This window comes from Streptomyces phaeochromogenes (genome assembly GCF_001418655.1).
Lineage (GTDB): Bacteria > Actinomycetota > Actinomycetes > Streptomycetales > Streptomycetaceae > Streptomyces > Streptomyces phaeochromogenes.
In genome coordinates, this window is the sequence record NZ_LIQZ01000039.1 from 1 (window position 1) to 18505 (window position 18505).

Sequence of the window (18505 nt, forward strand, 5' to 3'; positions counted from 1 at the left end):
GTTCCCCCGTGGGCAACCCCCGTACCGCTTCCCCCCGTGTGTGCGTCAACCACCGTCATGTACCCGGTGTGCTGACGCCCGGTGCCGCGAGCGCACCCCCGCCCGCTCACGGCACCGGACTTCTCCGTGCTCCTCGTGACGTCGTGGAGCCGCGTGACAACTGCGCCAGTACTGGTGCTGTGCAGCGTGTTCATCTCGCGCCCCCCGTCGTGGAGTTCCGGTTCTTCGGTACTTCGCTGTGGTGCTTCCTTGCCTGTGACCAAAAGCTTGCCGGGGCCACTTCATGACGGTGTCCGCCGACTGTCACAGACCTGTCACAGGGGCTTGCCCCAGCCGGCCCACAGACCGATCACAGAGAAGCGTCGTACGGCTACTCATCCGGCACACGGACCCCCACTCGTACGCGGGACATGTGTGGGAGCGCTCCAACAGTCGATACACGCCCATGTCATGGGACAGAATGACGTCCGTGCCTTCCCTGTTGCTGATCGAGGACGACGACGCCATCCGGACGGCCCTGGAGCTCTCTCTGACGCGCCAGGGACACCGGGTGGCCACCGCTGCCACCGGCGAGGACGGTCTGAAGCTGTTGCGTGAGCAACGGCCCGATCTGATCGTCCTCGATGTGATGCTGCCGGGCATCGACGGATTCGAGGTGTGCCGCCGCATCCGGCGTACGGACCAGCTGCCGATCATTCTGCTGACCGCGCGCAGTGACGACATCGACGTGGTGGTCGGGCTGGAGTCCGGCGCCGACGACTATGTGGTGAAACCCGTGCAGGGGCGTGTGCTCGACGCCCGTATCCGGGCCGTGCTGCGCCGTGGCGAGCGCGAGGCGAACGACGCGGCGACCTTCGGTTCGCTGGTCATCGACCGTGCGGCGATGACCGTGACGAAGAACGGCGAGGATCTGCAGCTGACGCCGACCGAGCTGCGGCTGCTCCTGGAACTGAGCCGGCGACCGGGGCAGGCGCTGTCCCGCCAGCAGTTGCTGCGGCTGGTGTGGGAGCACGACTACCTCGGAGACTCACGGCTCGTGGACGCGTGTGTGCAGCGGCTGCGCGCGAAGGTGGAGGACGTGCCGTCCTCCCCCACCCTGATCCGTACGGTTCGGGGAGTCGGCTACCGGCTGGACAGTCCTCAGTGACAAAACCGCAGGACAAGCTCCGCGGCTGGGCCGCGGCGCGCAAGACGATACTGGCGGGTCTGCGCTTCACGAGCCTGCGGCTGCGTCTGGTCGTGGTGTTCGGGCTCGTCGCGCTCACCGCCGCCGTGTCGGCGTCCGGGATCGCGTACTGGCTCAACCGCGAGGCGGTGCTCACCCGTACGCAGGACGCGGTGCTCGGCGACTTCCAGCAGGCGATGCAGACCCGCGCCAGCGCGCTGCGGCCGCATCCCACGCAGGGGGAACTGCAGCGCGCCGCCGGGCAGATGGCGAACAGCAGCCAGCGGTTCAGCGTGCTGCTGATCGCCGAGGACGAGAACGGCAGGACGGTCCGCGGGAACTCCGACCTGGACACCTTCACGCTGGGGGACGTACCGAAGTCCCTCCAGAAGGCGGTGAACAAGGAGCAGGAGATCTCCTCGAACAACAAGTACACGTACCACCTGTACTGGCAGCGGATAGTCCAGGGCGACAAGCCGTATCTCGTGGGCGGCGCGAAGGTGATCGGCGGCGGGCCCACCGGATACATGCTCAAGTCGCTGGAGCCGGAGGCGAAGGACCTCAACTCCCTCGCCTGGTCGCTGGGGATCGCGACCGGGCTCGCGCTGATCGGCTCGGCGCTGCTCGCGCAGGCCGCCGCGACGACCGTACTGAAGCCGGTGCACCGTCTTGGCACCGCGGCCCGCCGGCTCGGCGAGGGCAAGCTGGACACCCGGCTGCGGGTGTCGGGCACCGACGAACTCGCGGATCTGTCACGGACGTTCAACCGCACGGCGGAGTCGCTGGAGAAACGGGTCGAGGACATGAGCGCCCGTGAGCAGGCGTCCCGGCGGTTCGTGGCGGACATGTCGCACGAGCTGCGGACGCCGCTGACCGCGATCACCGCCGTGACCGAGGTGCTGGAGGAGGAGCTCGACGCGGAGACCGGCAGCGTCGACCCGATGATCGAGCCCGCCGTCCGGCTCGTCGTCAGCGAGACCCGGCGGCTGAACAACCTGGTGGAGAACCTCATGGAGGTCACCCGCTTCGACGCGGGCACGGCCCGGCTCGTCGTCGACAACGTCGACATCGTGGACCAGATCACCGCGTGCATCGACGCGCGGGCCTGGCTGGACGCGGTGGACCTGGACGCCGAGCGCGGCCTGATGGCGCGCGTCGACCCGCGCCGCCTGGACGTGATCATGGCGAACCTCATCGGCAACGCCCTCAAGCACGGCGGCTCCCCGGTGCGCGTGAGCGTGCGGGACGAGGGCAACGACCTGGTCATCGAGGTCCAGGACCACGGTCCCGGCATCCCCGAGGACGTCCTGCCGCACGTCTTCGACCGCTTCTACAAGGCGAGCGCCTCCCGGCCGCGTTCGGAGGGCAGCGGCCTCGGTCTGTCGATCGCCGTGGAGAACGCCCATATCCACGGCGGCGAGATCACCGCGGCGAACTCGCCCAAGGGCGGCGCGGTCTTCACGCTGCGGCTGCCGCGCGACGCCTCGGAGCTGGAAGACCCGGACAACCCCGGGGGCCCGGGTGCGGCCGTCGCCGACGACCGCACCGAGGGGGGCGCGTGATGTCCGAACGCCACACATGGGGCGTACGCCGGACGCGTGCGGCCTACGCAGGGGGCGTACGCCGGATGCGTGCGGCTCGTCTCGCGCTCGCCGTGCCGTTGCTAGCCGTGACGCTCGCCGGGTGCGGGATCCGGGCGACGGAGGTGCCGACCGACTTCGGTCCCGCGCCCTCCCGGGTGCCGTGCACGCTCAACGAGCCCGACATCGGTACGCAGTCCTCGCGCGGGATCCTCGTCCAGGTCTTCCTGCTCTGCTCCTCGCAGCTGGCCACGGTGGACCGGACCGTGCGCATCGAGGCCGGACCCGCCGCGACGGACCGCGTACGGGCCGCTCAGGCGCTCCTGGACGAGCTCTCCGAGGCCCCGTCGGACGCCGAGAAGCAGGCGAACTACATGACGGACGTGCCCCAGGGCCTCACGGTGAGCGGCCCGGGCCGCGGCGAACCTGACGACACGCTGCGCCTGAGCACCCCGCCCGCGGATCTGACGCCGTACGCGCTGGCCCAGGTCATCTGCACGTTCAGCGACTCGGCGGCCTCCTCGGACGGCGACTCGGTGACGCTCGGCGGGCCCGACACGGACGCCCCGCGCCGCTACGAGTGCACGGAGTCGGTGCGTTCGCGCCCCGGCACGGAGACCCCGCCGCAGTCGGAGGCCGAGGGGGCCTGAGCCCTCCCGGCCGGCCCTCCGCCGGACCCCGGCCGGACCCCGTCTGTGGCGCACGCCTCACCCGTGCGGACCAAGCGCCGCCGTCACACGGAACCGATCCTGCCGGTGGCCGCGTCTTGGGGATCGTGCAGCGTCAAGGCTCGAACGGCAGCAGCGCCGTGATCCGCGTTCGTGCGGCGGGGGGTGTCCTCCTCGTCGCACATCTCGCGCTTGTTGCCTGGGTGACGCTGCGGCCCCTGGACGTGCCGTGGGTGAGCGCCGCGAATCTGCGCCCGTTCGCGAGCATCCGGGCCGATCTGGCGCTGGGCCCCGAGGCCGCCGCCCGCAACATCGGCAAGGGCCTGCTGCTGCTCGCCCCGCTCGGAGTGCTGCTGCCACTGGCGGGCGGCAGGCTCACCGTCTCCCCGCTGCTGTCCCTGATGCGTACGGTCGCCGCGGGCGCCCTGCTCTCACTGGGCATCGAGCTCCTGCAGACCGGGGTGCCCGGCCAGGTCGTGGACGTCGACTCGCTGCTCCTGAACACCGTGGGCGTGGCGCTGGCCCATGTCGCCGTGGTGCCCGGTGCCCGGGCCGTACTGCGCCGCCGGGTGGCGACCCGTCGGCAGGTCGCCGCCGCCCTCCGCCGCAAGCAGGCGGCCGAGGAGGCGACTCAGGGTCGGACCCCGACGATTCCCAGGGTCGGGATCGCCCCCTAGAGCGACGCTTTGCACCCTTCGTCTCCGTAGCGTTGACGACAGATGAGGCAGCCACACGGGAGGCCTCGGACCGACGCTCACGAAGGAGCCGTTCATGAACCGCCTTGCCCGCCCCACCAACGGCCGGATGATCGGCGGAGTGTGCGCAGCGCTGGCTCGGCGCTTCGGCACCTCCGCGACCACGATGCGGGTGATCTTCCTGGTGTCCTGCCTGCTGCCGGGCCCGCAGTTCCTGCTCTACATAGCGCTGTGGATCCTGTTCCCCTCCGAGGGCAAGGCGGCGCGTACGAGGACGGTGCTCAGGTGCCGGACTCAGCCCAGCGGAATCCCGTTCACCGGCAGGCCGTGCGTGGGCAGGCCCTGGACCGGCAGGCCCCCGAGCAGACCGGCGACCGGCGCGGCCGGACCCTCGGCGAGGAGGTTCGCGACGGCCGGCTGGGCGGCGGCGAGGCCACTGCCGAGCGCGTTCTGACCCTGGGCGAGCGACTCGCCCGCGCCGGGCAGGGTCTTGGTGACCCCGTCCACCGGCAGCACGCTGGAGACGGTGGAGAGCGCCGAGGTGGCGTCCGGGACCGCAGGCGCGGCAGGGGCCGCGTTGGCAGCACCCGCGCCGGCGGCGGCGAAGGCGGCACCGAGAGCGGCGACACCGAGGGTCTTGGCAGCAGACTGCTTCATCTTCGTCCTTGCATGCTGTGACGGGGATTTGAGCGGTCCGAAACGGTAATCACGTGCGAGCTCGCCCCGCAAACATCGAAAAGCGGCCGAGTCGTCATCACCCGGCCGCTTCCCCTCCTTCTTCTTCAGTCCTCTTCGCGCACAGAACCGCTGGTGGAAGCGGTCTGTTGGAACAGCCATTCGGACTTCAGCTCGGCATATCCGGGCTTGATGACGTCATTGATCATGGCCAGTCGTTCATCGAAAGGAATGAATGCTGATTTCATCGCATTGACTGTGAACCACTGCATGTCGTCGAGCGAATAGCCGAACGCGTCGACAAGATGCTCGAATTCCCGGGTCATGCTGGTGCCGGACATCAGACGGTTGTCGGTGTTCACCGTCGCCCGGAAGTGCAGCCGCCGCAGCAGCCCGATGGGGTGCTCGGCGTACGAGTCGGCGGCACCCGTCTGGAGGTTGGAACTGGGGCACAGCTCCAGGGGGATGCGCTTGTCGCGTACGTACGAGGCGAGGCGGCCGAGCTTCACCGAGCCGTCCTCGTGGACCTGGATGTCGTCGATGATGCGCACGCCATGGCCGAGCCGGTCGGCGCCGCACCACTGGAGGGCCTGCCAGATGGACGGGAGCCCGAAGGCCTCGCCCGCGTGGATGGTGAAGTGGTTGTTCTCCCGCTTCAGATACTCGAAGGCGTCCAGATGACGGGTGGGCGGGAAACCGGCCTCGGCACCCGCGATGTCGAAGCCGACGACACCCAGGTCGCGGTAGCGGTTGGCGAGTTCGGCGATCTCCAGGGAACGGGCCGCGTGCCGCATGGCGGTCAGCAGGGCGCCGACGCGGATCCGGTGGCCGTTCTCGCGGGCCAGCCGCTCGCCCTCCCGGAAGCCCTCGTTGACCGCCTCGACGACCTCTTCGAGGGTGAGTCCGGCTTCCAGGTGCTGCTCGGGCGCGTACCGCACCTCGGCGTAGACGACGCCGTCCTCGGCGAGGTCCTCGGCGCACTCGGCGGCCACGCGGACGAGCGCCTCGCGGGTCTGCATGACGGCACAGGTGTGCGCGAAGGTCTCCAAGTACCGCTCCAGGGAACCGGAGTCGGCGGCCTCGCGGAACCAGACGCCGAGCTTGTCGGGATCCGTCTCGGGGAGGTTCTTGTAGCCCGTGTCACGGGCCAGGTCGACGATCGTCCCGGGGCGCAGGCCCCCGTCGAGGTGATCGTGCAGCAGGACCTTCGGCGCCCGGCGGATCTGCTCCGAGCTCGGGGTGTTCTTGGTCTGGCTCGTCATCTCCGCACTCTACCGCCTACGCGCGTAGATCTCCTGTTGTACGGAACCGTCGATACGTAACGGTGACCGTGCGGACGGATGGCGTACACCATCGCTTCTGACACTGTTCTGTCATGGCACAGCAAGCGACGCCGGTTCGCACGGCCCGGCTCGGGCGGGCACTCGGAACGGAACCGACGGCGGTGAGCGGCGTGGTGCTGCTGCTGCCGGGCGGCGATGAGACCTCGGCCCGCAGACCCTCACCGATGCTGGCGACCGCGTCCGTACGGGCGTTGGGACGCCGGCTGACCCGCGCGGGACGGGACGACGGCCTGGTCGTGCACGTGGTGCACTACCGCTTCCGGGGCTGGAACGGCACACAGGCGGATCAGGCCCAGGACGCCTCGTGGGCCGCCGACGAGGTCGTACGGCGGTACGGGGACGTTCCCGTGTGTCTCGCGGGCGTGGACATGGGCGGACGGGCCGCCCTGCACGCGGGCGGGCACTCCGCCGTCAACTCCGTGCTGGCGTTGTCCCCTTGGCTGCCCGAGGAGGATGTCGCCGCGCCGCCCGAACCGGTGAAGCAGCTCGTGGGGCGGCGGGTGTTGATCGTGCACGGCACGAACGACGAGCGGACCGATCCCGAGTTGTCGTTCCGGCTGGCGTCCCGGGCGAAGAAGGCGAACCGGGACGTGTGCCGGTTCGAAGTGCATTCCGACGGACATGCGTTGCACGCGTTTCGCGATGAGGTGTACGCGTTGGCCGAGGATTTCGTGATGGGGGCGTTGTTCGGGCGGGCTTTTGCCCGGCCCGTGGAGGATGCGCTCGCGGCTCCGCCGCCTTTGGGGTTGCGGATGCCGCTTGCCTCGGGGTTTGGGCGGTCTCTTCGGCGTTAGTTGCCCGGGGTGTGGTGGGTGCGGGTCGGTCGGGGCTCGGCTGCGCCCACGATGGGGGTCCCCCCGCTCGAGCGAAGCCGAGAGTGGGGGAGGAGCCGCATATCGATACGGCCCCGCGCCCCTGAAAGAAGGCGTGCCCTCGTGGGGCTCAGCCGAGAAGCGACCTCAGTCGGGGAGCAAGGTGCCCCTCTTGGACAGTAGGAACTTCTTGAAGGCCGCCACGGGAGGCGTGTCGGGGTGGCCGTCCAGCCAAGCAACGCCGATTTCTCTTGCCGCTCTTGGTGCCGTGACCGTAAGTTCCACAACTCCTGGGCGGGGGACGGCCGGTGGAGGCAGGAGGGCCACTCCCAGGCCCGCCGCCACCAGGCCCCGTAGCGTCTCCGCCTCCTCGCCCTCGAAGGCGACCCGGGGGCGGAAGCCCGCCTGCTGGCAGAGGTCGTCGGTGATGCGGCGGAGGCCGTAGCCGGGTTCCAGGGTGACGAAGGTTTCGTCGGCGGCCTCGGCCAGGCGGATGCGGCGGCGGGAGGCGAGGCGGTGGTCCGCGGGGACGACCAGGCGGAGTTTCTGTTCGTCGAGGCGGCGGGCGACGAGGTCGGGGGCGTCCGGGACGGGGGACGTGAGGCAGAGGTCCAGTTCGCCGGAGCGCAGGCGCTCGATCATCGCCTCGCCGTAGTTCTGGACGAGGCTGAAGCGGACGCGGGGGTGGTCGGCGCGGAAGGCGCGGATCAGGCCGGGGACCGTCTCGGAGCCCATGGTGTGCAGGAAGCCGAAGGCGACCTTGCCGGTGGCCGGGTCGGCGTCGGCGCGCACCTCGTCGGCGGCCCGCTCGATCTCGGCGAGGGCTCGCTCGACCGAGGCCAGGAAGGTGCGTCCGGCGGGGGTGAGGGAGACCGTGCGGCCCCGGCGGGCGAACAGGTCCACGCCCAGGTCGTGTTCGAGGCGGACCATGGCCCGGGACAGGGTCGACTGCGGGACCTGCATCTCCTGCGCGGCCCGCGTGACGTGCTCGGTGCGGGCGACCCCGGCGAAGTACGCGAGGCGCGGGGCGAGGATCGCGACGATGTCTTCTGTGTCACCGGACGGTGACAGGTGAGGCTCTGACCTCTGCTGATGCATCACGGGAACGATTATGACGATTCCATGCATTGGACGGATGAGCGGGACGGTTTTAGGTTCGAAGCATGCCTTCCGCAAGTACCGGGGCGTCCACGATCGTGGGCGCCTCCGCAGCCACCACCGTTCGCACCGAAGCCGCTCCCCTCGACGTCGTTCCCGTCGATTCCCGTATGACCCCCGGCGGGCCCGGCTACCGCCGGATGAGCCTCGCGCTCTTCCTCGCGGGTGTCGCGACCTTCGCGCTCCTCTACTCCACCCAGGCCCTGCTGCCGCTGATCTCCGGCGACTTCGGGGTCACGGCGAGCACGGCGAGCTGGACGGTGTCGGCGGCGACCGGCGCGCTGGCGCTGTTCGTCCTGCCGCTGAGCGCGCTCTCGGAGCGGTTCGGCCGGCGTACGTTGATGACGGCGTCCCTGGCGATCGCGGTGTCCGTCGGACTGCTGGTGCCCTTCGCCCCGTCGGTCGGCTGGCTGGTCGCGCTGCGGGCGGTGCAGGGTGCGGCGCTGGCCGGGCTGCCGGTCTCGGCGATGGCCTACCTGGCGGAGGAAGTACGGCCGAAGGCGCTGATCACCGCGATCGGTCTGTTCGTCGCGGGCAACAGCGTCGGCGGGATGAGCGGCCGGGTCATCACCGGCTGGGTCGCGCAGGAGTGGGGCTGGCGGGTCGCCGTCGGGGTCATCGGGCTGATCGCGGTGGGCTGCGCGGTGGCCTTCCGGCTGCTGCTCCCGGCGCCGAAGCACTTCAAGGCCGGTTCGCTGCGGCCCGCGGTGCTGGCCCGCACGGTCCGCGGTCACCTCGCGAACCCGCTGCTGCGCAGGCTGTACGCGATCGGCGCGCTGTTCATGACGGTGTTCGGCGCCGTCTACACGGTGATCGGCTACCGCCTCACGGAGGCTCCGTTCTCGCTGCCGCAGGGCATCATCGGCTCGATCTTCCTCGTCTATCTCGTCGGCACGGTCTCGGCTTCGACCGCCGGGAAGCTGGTGGGACGGCTCGGCCGGCGCGGCGCGCTGTATCTGGCGGGCGGTACGACGACGGCGGGTCTGCTGGTCTCGCTGGCCGACTCCCTGCCGCTGATCCTGCTCGGCCTGGTCCTGATCACCGCGGGCTTCTTCGCGGGGCACGCGGTCGCCTCCTCCTCGGTCAGTCACACCGCCAAGGAGGGGCGCGCGCAGGCCTCCGCCCTCTACCAGTCCGCCTACTACCTGGGCTCCAGCGCGGGCGGCACGCTCGGCGCGGTCGCCTTCCACGCCGGCGGCTGGGCCGGGACGGTGGCGCTCGGTCTGCTGGCGGTGATCGGGGTCGTGACGATCACGGTGGTCGGGTCGCACGCGGCCAGGACGCAGCGGCGGCTGGTGGCCGTGCAGCACTGAGGCACGGCGGGTCGCCTTTCGAACGTACGGGTGCAGGTCGGGACATTAACTGTCCTGACCTGCACCTTTTGTATCTCGGGGGGCCATTGTCAGTGGGCTGCGGTAGCTTCCGAAGTGCCGGCATCGCAAAGAGGCGGTGAAGGTGACGACGAACATGCCACAGGGGTGGGTTGGCCATGAGCGACGGAACGGCGACGGCGGAGGACCTCGACGTCCGGCTTGAGAAGCACCGGGTCGAGCTGACGGGGTACTGCTACCGCATGCTCGGCTCGTCCTTCGAGGCGGAGGACGCGGTCCAGGACACGCTCGTGCGCGCCTGGAGGAGCTACGACAAGTTCGAGGGCCGCTCCTCGATGCGCTCGTGGCTGTACCGGATCGCGACGAACGTATGCCTGGACATGCTGTCGGCGGGGAACAAGCGGGCCCGCCCCATGGACCTGACGGACTCGACACCGCTCACACAGGCGGCGCTGAATCCGCGCCCCGACCACACCTGGCTGGAGCCGATGCCGGACGCGCGCATACTGCCCGTCGTCGAGGACCCGGCCGAGGCCGCCGTCGCCAAGGAGTCGGTGCGCCTCGCCTTCATGGCCACCCTGCAGCAACTGCCGCCCAAACAGCGGGCCGTGCTCATCCTGCGCGAGGTGCTGGCCTGGAAAGCGAGCGAGGTCGCCGAGCTGCTCGGCACGAGCGTCCCCTCGGTCAACAGCGCGCTCCAGCGGGCCCGTGCGACGCTCGCCGAGAGCGACGGCGCCGCGGCCCGTGCCGCCACCTCCGACCCGCTCGACGAGGAGCAGCAGAAGCTCCTGGAGCGCTATGTGGCGGCCTTCGAGGGGTACGACATGACGGCCCTCACGGCTCTCCTGCACGAGGACGCCGTGATGACGATGCCGCCGTTCGACCTGTGGCTGTCCGGCCCCGAGGACATCACGGGCTTCATGACGACCCTCGGCGCGCCCTGTGCGAACTCGCATCTGGTGCCGGTCGCGGTGAACGGCCTGCCGGGCTTCGCCCAGTACAAGCCGGACCCGGAGACGGGCGGTTACACGGCGTGGGCCGTGCAGGTCCTGGAGACGTCAGAGGGCCGGATCACCGGGTTCCACTGCTTCCTCGACACGAAGAGGTGGTTCCCGCTGTTCGGGCTGCCCCTCAACCTCGAAGGGGATGCCGACAAGACCGAGTAGCGCACGCAGAGCGGGGTCCGGGTCGCGCAGTCTGATCCGTCCCCCGGCACGACGGGCGGCGAGCTGCATCCTGGCGAGCGCGTCGACGGTGGTCAGACCTGGTGGTCCGAGACCGGCGACGTCGCAGACCAGGACGCCGGCTCTGCTGCTTTCGAGCCGTGCGCGCACGTCGTCGCAGAGCCTCGGCACCTCGTCTCGGGTGACGGGGCCGGGCAGTACGAGTACAGCAGGTGTCATGGCGTCCACGTGCGGTAGACCGGCGGGCGGCGCGGAACTCATCGCTGCGTGCTCACCGAGCACGAAGTTCAGGTAGCGCAAGGTCACATTGACCTGGGCATGGCCTACCCAAGAGGGTTCGGTGTATGCCCCACGAATTGGCGCCCCTCCGCCTGCCCGCGCTGCTCCCCGACCGAATACGCGACCGCCTCCGCGCAGCCCCCGGCCACCCCCGGGAGCCCGGGGAGGTGCCGTGCAGGGGGTGCTGAACGGCTTCGCGGTGATTGCCGTCGTCATCGGCGTCGGCTATCTGATCGGCCGCCGCGGCTATCTCGGGGACAACGGCCGGGAGGTGCTGACCAAGCTCGCGTTCCACGTGGCCACCCCCGCGCTCCTGTTCACCACACTCGCGCAGGCCGACCTGTCGGTGATCCTCTCCGACCGGCTGCTGGTGACGGCGATCAGTACGTTCGCGGTGGCCGGGGTGTTCGTCGCGGTCGGTGGCGCCCGCCGCTGGGGCGTGGGCCGTACGACGATCGGCGCCCTGTGCTCCAGTTACGTCAACGCGGGCAATCTCGGCATCCCGATCGCGGTGTACGTGCTGGGCGACGCCTCACTCGTGGCCCCCGTGCTCCTCTTCCAGCAGATCGTGATGACCCCGGTGGCCCTGACGGTCCTCGACCTCTCCGGCCCGGGCGAGAAGACCTCCCTGTGGCGGCGGGTGACCACTCCCATCCGCAACCCGGTCGGCATCGGCTCCCTGTCCGGCGTAGCCGTCTCGGCATCGGGCCTGACGGTCCCGGCCCCGGTCCTGGACCCGCTCACCCTGATCGGCAACATGTCCGTCCCGGCCGTCCTCCTGGCCTTCGGCATCTCCCTCTGCGGCAGCACCATGCCGGGCCGCGGCCCCGACCGAGCCCCTGTCCTTCTCTCGGTAGCCCTGAAGTCGGTGGGCCAGCCCCTGGCAGCCTGGGCCCTGGCGGCAGGAGTCTTCGGCCTGCGAGGCGCCCCGCTCCTCGACGTGGTGGTCACCTCGGCCCTACCGGCCGCCCAGAACCTCTTCACGTACGCGTCCCGCTACCGGGTCGGCGAGGTACTGGCCCGCGAGTCGATCCTGTTGTCGACGATGGCGGCGGTGCCGGTGCTCGTGGTGGTGGCGGCCGTGCTCGGGTGATTCAGCGTTCGGGGAAGTCGCTGGTGTCGATGGCGAGGTCGAAGGGGGCGGGCAACTTGATGGTCTCCCCGAACTTGGCGATGCTCAGGGGGCGGTAGACGTCACCCTTCGGTTCTCCGTAAAGCGTCGCGGTGGGGCCGTCGGGCGCCCAGCGGTCGACAAGGAGGTACAGAGGGATGCCTGCGGTGGCGTATGCGGCGGGCTTGCTGATGCGGTCGTGGCGGGCGTTGGACTTGGAGGTGACCTCGACGACGAGTTCGGCGAGGGCAGCCGGAATGTGGGTGTCCGATTCGGCGTCCTCCCGCACAGGGGCCACCACGATGTCCGGGGTGAGCATGCCCAGGCGCGACGGCACTGCGATAGCCAGTGTCTGAAAGACTCCCCAGTCCTCAGGGATCACTGAGTAGAGGCGACGCTGGATTCGTTCTGCGATCACGTTGTGGCGGTACGCCGGAGCAGGTGACACGGTGATGATCCCCTCAATGATCTCCACCTTGCTGCCCTCAGGCCCTTCCATCTCCTCCCAGAACCGGACGAGGTCGTCCCAGCTCTGCTCGGGGTCCTGGCCGACGCTCATGGCGGTCTCCATTCGTTGCGTCACCGAGTCCAGCATGCCGAACGGGACCGGTGCAGGTCCACCGATCCCGTTCACCCGTACGAGAGAACTCCAGGTCAGGCAATACGTTCCAGTACCACCGGCGTCGCCGTGAAGGCCGTGCCCGGTGCCGCCACGTCGTACGAACCCTCGACGGCCGCCAGCGCGTACTCGAAGCGCTCCGGGGTGTCCGTGTGGAGGGTGAGGAGGGGCTGGCCCTCCGTCACCGTGTCGCCCGGCTTGGCGTGCATCTCGACGCCTGCCGCCGCCTGGACCGGGTCCTCCTTGCGGGCGCGGCCCGCGCCGAGGCGCCAGGCGGCGATGCCGATGTCGTAGGCGTCCAGGCGGGTCAGTACGCCCGAGGACGGGGCCTTGACCACGTGCTGCTCACGGGAGGTGGGCAACTCGGCGTCCGGGTCGCCGCCCTGGGCCGCGATCATGCGGCGCCAGGCGTCCATCGCCGAGCCGTCGGCCAGGGCCTTCGCGGGGTCGGCGTCCTTCACGCCCGCCGCGTCGAGCATCTCGCGGGCGAGGGCGAGGGTCAGTTCGACGACGTCCGCGGGGCCGCCGCCGGCCAGGACCTCGACCGACTCGCGGACTTCGAGGGCGTTGCCCGCCGTCAGGCCCAGCGGGGTCGACATGTCCGTGAGGAGCGCGACCGTCTTCACGCCGTGGTCCGTACCCAACCCGACCATCGTGGAGGCCAGTTCGCGGGCGTCCTCGATCGTCTTCATGAAGGCGCCCGTGCCCACCTTCACGTCCAGGACGAGCGAGCCCGTTCCCTCCGCGATCTTCTTCGACATGATGGAGGAGGCGATCAGGGGGATCGCCTCCACCGTGCCCGTGACGTCCCGGAGCGCGTACAGCTTCTTGTCCGCCGGGGCCAGGCCGTCGCCCGCCGCGCAGATGACCGCGCCGACCTCGTCGAGTACGGAGAGCATCTCCTCGTTCGAGAGCAGGGCGCGCCAGCCCGGGATCGACTCCAGCTTGTCGAGGGTGCCGCCGGTGTGGCCGAGGCCCCGGCCCGACAGCTGCGGGACCGCCGCGCCGCAGGCCGCGACGAGCGGGGCCAGCGGGAGGGTGATCTTGTCGCCGACGCCGCCCGTGGAGTGCTTGTCGGCGGTCGGGCGGGACAGGGACGAGAAGTCCATGCGCTCGCCGGAGGCGATCATCGCGGCCGTCCAGCGGGCGATCTCGCCGCGGTTCATGCCGTTGAGCAGGATCGCCATGTTCAGGGCGGCCATCTGGTAGTCGGCGACCTCGCCGCGCGTGTACGCGTCGATGACCCAGTCGATCTGCTCGTCGCTCAGCTCGCCGCGGTCGCGCTTGGTGCGGATGACGGAGATGGCATCCATCGACAACAAAGCCATGGCCTTTCCTTCCGAAGTGCAGCGGCCCCTCCCGGTGCCCTGGAGGCACGCGACGCGGAGGGGCCGACAGTGAATTACTTGCGGAGGTGCCCCGGCCCGAAGGCCTGCGGAAGCATCTCCGAGAGCGGCAGGATCCCGGCCGGCGTCTCCATGATCAGATCGGGGCCGCCGAACTCGTACAGCAGCTGGCGGCAGCGGCCGCACGGGACCAGGATCTCGCCGCGGCCGTCCACGCAGGTGAAGTGCGTGAGCCGGCCGCCCCCGGTGTTGTGGAGCTGCGCGACCAGTCCGCACTCGGCGCACAGCCCGAGCCCGTACGAGGCGTTCTCGACGTTGCACCCGGAGATCACCCGGCCGTCGTCGACCAGGGCCGCGACACCGACCGGGAAGCCCGAGTACGGGGCGTACGCACGGGACATGGCCTCGCGGGCCACCTCCCGCAGGGACTCCCAGTCGACCTCGGGCCCGGACCCGGTTTCGGCGGACGTCACTTGCCCTGCCCCCGCCGGTACGGCATGCCGTCCGCCTTCGGCATCCGCAGCCGCTGTGCGGACAGGGAGAGGACGAGCAGCGTGATGACGTACGGCGTGGCGGAGACGACCTGGTTCGGCACCACGTCGGTGAGCGAGTACCAGGTGAACACCAGGACGCCGACGGCCAGGGTGATCACGCCGGGCACGTACCTCTTCCTGACCAGCAGCCAGACCGCGCCGATGGCCAGCAGTATGGCGCCGAGCAGCAGCAGCGCGTGGACGTTCTCGGCGCCGCCGCGCAGGTTGAGGCTGTCGGTGTAGCCGAACAGGCCCGCGCCGAGGGCGAGTCCGCCCGGCATCCAGTTGCCGAAGATCATCGCCGCGAGACCGATGTAGCCGCGGCCACTGGTCTGCCCCTCCAGGTAGAAGGGGTTGGCGACGATGGAGAGGAAGACACCGCCGAGGCCCGCCAGGCCGCCGGAGATGATCACGGCCAGGTACTTGTACTTGTAGACGTTGACGCCGAGCGACTCGGCGGCGACCGGGTTCTCGCCGCAGGACCGCAGGCGCAGGCCGAAGGCCGTGCGCCACAGGATCCACCAGGTGGCCGGGATCAGCGCGATCGCGATCAGGGTCAGCCAGGACACGTTGGTGACCAGACCGCCGAGCAGACCGGCGAGGTCCGAGATGAAGAACCAGCCCTTGTCGTTGAGGTCGACGAGCGCGTCGGACAGCCCCGGCACCGTGAAGTTGCCGATCGACTCGACCGGCGGGGACTGCTTGGCCGAGCCGCCCTGGACGCCCTCGAAGGCGAGCGGGGCGAGGTAGCGGGTGGCGCCGAGGGCCAGGATGTTGATGGCCACACCGGAGACGATGTGGTTGACGTTGAAGGTGACCGTGACGATGGCGTGCAGCAGACCGCCGACGCAGCCGCCGATGATGCCGATGAGGATGCCGTTCCACGGTCCCCACTGGTAGCCGGCCCAGGCGCCGAACCAGGTGCCGAGGATCATCATGCCTTCGAGGCCGATGTTGACGACGCCCGCGCGCTCGGCCCACAGTCCGCCGAGACCGGCCAGGCCGATCGGGACGGCCAGTTCGAGCGCGGTCGACATCTGGCTGACGTTGGTGATGCCGTCGGCGCCGGTGATGATGCGGACGATCGAGGTCAGCGCGAGGCCGCCCGCGATGACCAGCAGAAGGACGGGGAGCGTGAGCCGGCGGCCCTTGGGCGCCGTGGGCTGCAGCGAGGGCTGGTTGAGGTCGGTCACGGTGGTCATCGTCCGGCCACCTCCTTCTGGGTCGAGTTGTCGGAGGTGGCGCCGAGGACGTGGCCCGCCGCGAGTTCGGCGCCGACGCGGCGCTGCTGGCGGCGCAGACCCCACTCGCGCACGGCCTCGTACGAGACGACGACCGCGATCACGATCAGGCCCTGCATGATGACCGCGATCTCCTTGTCGTACCCGTGGAAGTCGAGCTCGGGCGAGGCCTTGTCCAGCCAGGCCCACAGGAGGGCCGCGAAGGCGATGCCCGTCGGGTTGTTGCGGCCGAGCAGTGCGATGCCGATACCGAGGAAGCCGATGCCGGTCGGGAAGTTCAGGCTGTAGGTGTGCGAGTCGCCGAGCAGGATCGGCAGGCCCGCGAGACCGGCGAGGCCGCCGGAGATCAGCATGGCGGTGAGGACCATGCGCTTGGGGTTCACACCGCTGGCCGCGGCGGCGGTCTCCGAGGCGCCGGAGGCGCGCAGGTCGAAGCCGAAGCGGGTGCGGTTGAGGACGACCCAGTAGCCGATGCCGAGCAGGGCCGCGAGGACGACGAGTCCGTAGATCTCACCGGCGTCGCCCATGTCGAAGCCGGGGATCCAGCCGGACTCGTGCATCTCGCCGGTGGTGTTGTTGTTGCCGACCTTGACGCCGAAGACGTTGGGCAGCCAGAAGTAGGCGATGACGGAGGTCGCGATCGCGTTCAGCATGATCGTCGCGACGACCTCGCTGACCCCTCGGGTGACCTTGAGGACACCGGCGATGCCGGACCAGAAGGCGCCGGTGAGCACGGCGGTGAGGAGCAGCAGCGGGACCTGGAGGACCGCCGGCAGGCTGGCGTGGGCGCCGACCACCGCGGCCATCATGGCGGCGAGCTGGTACTGGCCGTCCACACCGATGTTGAACAGGTTCATCCGGAAGCCGATGGCCACCGCGAGCGCCGCGATGTAGTACAGCGAGGCCTGGTTGATGATCAGGACCTGGATGTCGGAGAACGTGGCCTGCTCGAACATGATCGAGTACGGCTCGAACGGGTTCTTTCCCGAGGCGATCAGCACGACCGAGGTCAGCGCCACGGCCACGACGAGCGCGATGACCGGCCCGGCCACCGCGAGGAGCAGTCGCTCCTTGTCGAACTTCTTCATCAGCGGGCCTCGTCTTCCGGGGCGTCTGCCGGGCCGTCCGCCGGCGTCTCGGCAGGCTCTTCGAGCGCTGCCTTCTCTTCGAGCTCTGTCTGCTCTTCTTCGAGCTGTTCCACGAGCTCTTCGTTCTCCAGGTGTCCGGAGGCGGCGCCGGTCATGGCCGAGCCGAGCTCCTCCGGGGTGATGGTCGCCGGATCGGCGTCCGCGACCAGCTTGCCGTTGTAGATCACCCGGAGCGTGTCGGAGAGGCCGATCAGCTCGTCCAGGTCGGCGGAGATCAGCAGGACGGCCAGGCCCTCGCGGCGGGCCTCGCGGATGTGGTCCCAGATCGCGGCCTGCGCGCCGACGTCCACACCGCGGGTGGGGTGGGCGGCGATCAGGAAGCGCGGCTTGTGGGTCATCTCGCGGCCGACGATCAGCTTCTGCTGGTTGCCGCCGGACAGCGAGGCGGCGGTGACGTCGATGCCGGGCGTGCGGACGTCGTACGCCTCGACGATGCGGCGGGTGTCGTCCTGGGCGCCCTTGATGTCGAGCCAGACGCCCTTCGCGTTGGGCTTCTCGGTGACGTGGCCGAGGATGCGGTTCTCCCAGAGCGGGGCCTCCAGGAGCAGGCCGTGGCGGTGGCGGTCCTCGGGGATGTAGCCGATGCCCTGTTCGCGGCGCCTGCGGGTGGCCCAGGAGGTGATCTCCTCGGCGGCCAGCGTGATGGTGCCGGAGTCGGCCGCCTTGAGGCCGATGAGGGCCTCGATCAGCTCGGTCTGGCCGTTGCCCTCGACACCGGCGAGGCCGAGGATCTCGCCCTCGTGGATGGTGAAGCTGATGTCGTCGAGGAGGGCCTTGCCGCCCGGGGCGACCAGGCGCAGGTCCTCGACGGTGAGCACCGGCCGGTCGGTGACCGTGGACTCGGCGGTCTCCGGGGTGGGCAGCTCGCTGCCGACCATCAGCTCGGCGAGCTGGCGCGGGGTGGTCTCGGAGGGGACGGCCGTGCCGACCGTCGTGCCCCGGCGGATCACCGTGATGTCGTCGGCGACCGACAGGACCTCGCCCAGCTTGTGCGAGATGAAGATGACCGACAGGCCCTCGGACCTGAGTTCGCGCAGGTTGGCGAAGAGCGCGTCGACCTCCTGCGGCACGAGGACCGCGGTGGGCTCGTCCAGGATGAGGATCCGGGCGCCGCGGTAGAGGACCTTGAGGATCTCCACGCGCTGGCGGTCGGCGACACCGAGCTCCTCGACGAGGGCGTCGGGGCGCACGCCGAGGCCGTAGCGCTCGGAGAGCTCCACGATCCGGCGACGGGCCCTCGCGCCGATGCCGTACGACTTCTCGCTGCCCAGGACGACGTTCTCCAGGACGGTGAGGTTGTCGGCGAGCATGAAGTGCTGGTGGACCATGCCGATGCCGCGGGCGATGGCGTCGGCGGGCGACGAGAAGGTGACCTGGTCCCCGTCGACGGCGATGGTCCCCTCGTCCGGCTTCTGCATGCCGTAGAGGATCTTCATCAGCGTCGACTTGCCGGCGCCGTTCTCGCCGACGAGCGCGTGGACCGTGCCCTTGCGGACGCTGAGGTGGATGTCGTGGTTGGCCACGACGCCGGGGAACCGTTTGGTGATCCCGGCGAGTTCGACTGCGGTCACCGATCCGTTGACCGCGTCGGCCGGAGGACTGCTGGACGCGTTGATG

Annotated in this window: 18 protein-coding genes and 2 pseudogenes; 9 read left to right on the plus strand and 11 right to left on the minus strand. The window is 70.0% G+C overall.

Annotated features, from left to right (window positions below; all coding sequences use genetic code 11):
- A pseudogene (locus AOK17_RS51990) lies at window positions 1-194 on the minus strand (SigE family RNA polymerase sigma factor); the annotation flags it as partial.
- A gap of 275 nt (window positions 195-469) precedes the next feature.
- On the opposite strand from AOK17_RS51990, the gene afsQ1 reads away from it, so the two are divergent.
- The 5 genes and pseudogenes from afsQ1 to AOK17_RS48080 form a co-directional block, all read left to right on the plus strand.
- Entirely contained in the window at window positions 470-1147 is a 678-nt protein-coding gene (gene afsQ1, locus AOK17_RS06005; protein WP_055611283.1) for a two-component system response regulator AfsQ1, read from the plus strand.
- Window positions 1144-2727: a sensor histidine kinase gene (locus AOK17_RS06010; protein ID WP_055611257.1), complete on the plus strand. Its 1584-nt coding sequence runs from the start codon at window positions 1144-1146 to the stop codon at window positions 2725-2727. The genes afsQ1 and AOK17_RS06010 overlap by 4 nt, the downstream gene beginning before the upstream one ends.
- Window positions 2727-3395, plus strand: coding sequence for a hypothetical protein (locus AOK17_RS06015; protein ID WP_388350185.1), 669 nt, complete (start codon window positions 2727-2729; stop codon window positions 3393-3395). Before AOK17_RS06010 ends, AOK17_RS06015 begins: the two co-directional genes overlap by 1 nt.
- A 125-nt stretch (window positions 3396-3520) precedes the next feature.
- Window positions 3521-4090, plus strand: a complete 570-nt coding sequence (locus tag AOK17_RS06020; protein WP_055611285.1) for a VanZ family protein — start codon at window positions 3521-3523, stop codon at window positions 4088-4090.
- 94 nt (window positions 4091-4184) lie between these two features.
- Window positions 4185-4370, plus strand: a pseudogene (locus tag AOK17_RS48080) (PspC domain-containing protein); the annotation flags it as partial.
- A 32-nt stretch (window positions 4371-4402) separates the two neighbouring features.
- Here AOK17_RS48080 and AOK17_RS06025 read toward each other — a convergent pair.
- A complete protein-coding gene (locus AOK17_RS06025; protein ID WP_055611258.1) occupies window positions 4403-4765 on the minus strand; it encodes a hypothetical protein in 363 nt (120 codons plus the stop codon).
- A 125-nt stretch (window positions 4766-4890) separates the two neighbouring features.
- Window positions 4891-6045, minus strand: a complete 1155-nt coding sequence (locus AOK17_RS06030) for an adenosine deaminase (RefSeq protein WP_055611259.1) — start codon at window positions 6043-6045, stop codon at window positions 4891-4893.
- A 113-nt stretch (window positions 6046-6158) separates the two neighbouring features.
- Here AOK17_RS06030 and AOK17_RS06035 point away from each other — a divergent pair, with 113 nt between their 5' ends.
- Complete coding sequence (locus AOK17_RS06035; protein WP_055611260.1) at window positions 6159-6920, plus strand: alpha/beta hydrolase; 762 nt, start codon at window positions 6159-6161, stop codon at window positions 6918-6920.
- A gap of 165 nt (window positions 6921-7085) precedes the next feature.
- Here AOK17_RS06035 and AOK17_RS06040 read toward each other — a convergent pair whose 3' ends face one another.
- Window positions 7086-8036, minus strand: coding sequence for a LysR family transcriptional regulator (locus tag AOK17_RS06040; RefSeq protein ID WP_398696259.1), 951 nt, complete (start codon window positions 8034-8036; stop codon window positions 7086-7088).
- A gap of 65 nt (window positions 8037-8101) precedes the next feature.
- Here AOK17_RS06040 and AOK17_RS06045 point away from each other — a divergent pair, with 65 nt between their 5' ends.
- Window positions 8102-9409, plus strand: coding sequence for an MFS transporter (locus AOK17_RS06045; RefSeq protein ID WP_055611262.1), 1308 nt, complete (start codon window positions 8102-8104; stop codon window positions 9407-9409).
- A gap of 176 nt (window positions 9410-9585) precedes the next feature.
- Window positions 9586-10593 (plus strand): sigma-70 family RNA polymerase sigma factor, encoded by a 1008-nt coding sequence (locus AOK17_RS06050; RefSeq protein WP_055611263.1) that lies wholly within the window; start codon window positions 9586-9588, stop codon window positions 10591-10593.
- Here the strand turns inward: AOK17_RS06050 and AOK17_RS48085 are convergent.
- The gene (locus AOK17_RS48085; RefSeq protein ID WP_079052821.1) at window positions 10486-10872 is read right to left on the minus strand and encodes an STAS domain-containing protein; all 387 of its coding nucleotides are present in this window, start codon (window positions 10870-10872) and stop codon (window positions 10486-10488) included. The two genes, AOK17_RS06050 and AOK17_RS48085, sit on opposite strands and share 108 nt — an antisense overlap.
- Before the next feature lie 190 nt (window positions 10873-11062).
- On the opposite strand from AOK17_RS48085, the gene AOK17_RS06055 reads away from it, so the two are divergent.
- Window positions 11063-11983: an AEC family transporter gene (locus AOK17_RS06055; protein WP_055611264.1), complete on the plus strand. Its 921-nt coding sequence runs from the start codon at window positions 11063-11065 to the stop codon at window positions 11981-11983.
- A 1-nt stretch (window position 11984) separates the two neighbouring features.
- On the opposite strand, the gene AOK17_RS06060 is transcribed toward AOK17_RS06055, so the two are convergent.
- From AOK17_RS06060 to AOK17_RS06085, 6 genes are all read right to left on the minus strand, one after another.
- Window positions 11985-12560: a Uma2 family endonuclease gene (locus AOK17_RS06060; protein WP_245697028.1), complete on the minus strand. Its 576-nt coding sequence runs from the start codon at window positions 12558-12560 to the stop codon at window positions 11985-11987.
- A 95-nt stretch (window positions 12561-12655) separates the two neighbouring features.
- Entirely contained in the window at window positions 12656-13933 is a 1278-nt protein-coding gene (locus AOK17_RS06065) for a thymidine phosphorylase (RefSeq protein WP_206190687.1), read from the minus strand.
- Window positions 13934-14022: 89 nt separating this feature from the next.
- On the minus strand, window positions 14023-14439 hold the full coding sequence (locus AOK17_RS51995) for a cytidine deaminase (RefSeq protein ID WP_260695898.1): 417 nt from the start codon (window positions 14437-14439) through the stop codon (window positions 14023-14025).
- Window positions 14436-15701: an ABC transporter permease gene (locus tag AOK17_RS52000; RefSeq protein ID WP_055611265.1), complete on the minus strand. Its 1266-nt coding sequence runs from the start codon at window positions 15699-15701 to the stop codon at window positions 14436-14438. The genes AOK17_RS51995 and AOK17_RS52000 overlap by 4 nt, the downstream gene beginning before the upstream one ends.
- On the minus strand, window positions 15698-16828 hold the full coding sequence (locus AOK17_RS06080; protein ID WP_055611266.1) for an ABC transporter permease: 1131 nt from the start codon (window positions 16826-16828) through the stop codon (window positions 15698-15700). Before AOK17_RS06080 ends, AOK17_RS52000 begins: the two co-directional genes overlap by 4 nt.
- On the minus strand, window positions 16828-18459 hold the full coding sequence (locus AOK17_RS06085) for an ABC transporter ATP-binding protein (RefSeq protein WP_055611267.1): 1632 nt from the start codon (window positions 18457-18459) through the stop codon (window positions 16828-16830). Before AOK17_RS06085 ends, AOK17_RS06080 begins: the two co-directional genes overlap by 1 nt.
- Window positions 18460-18505: the final 46 nt, after the last annotated feature.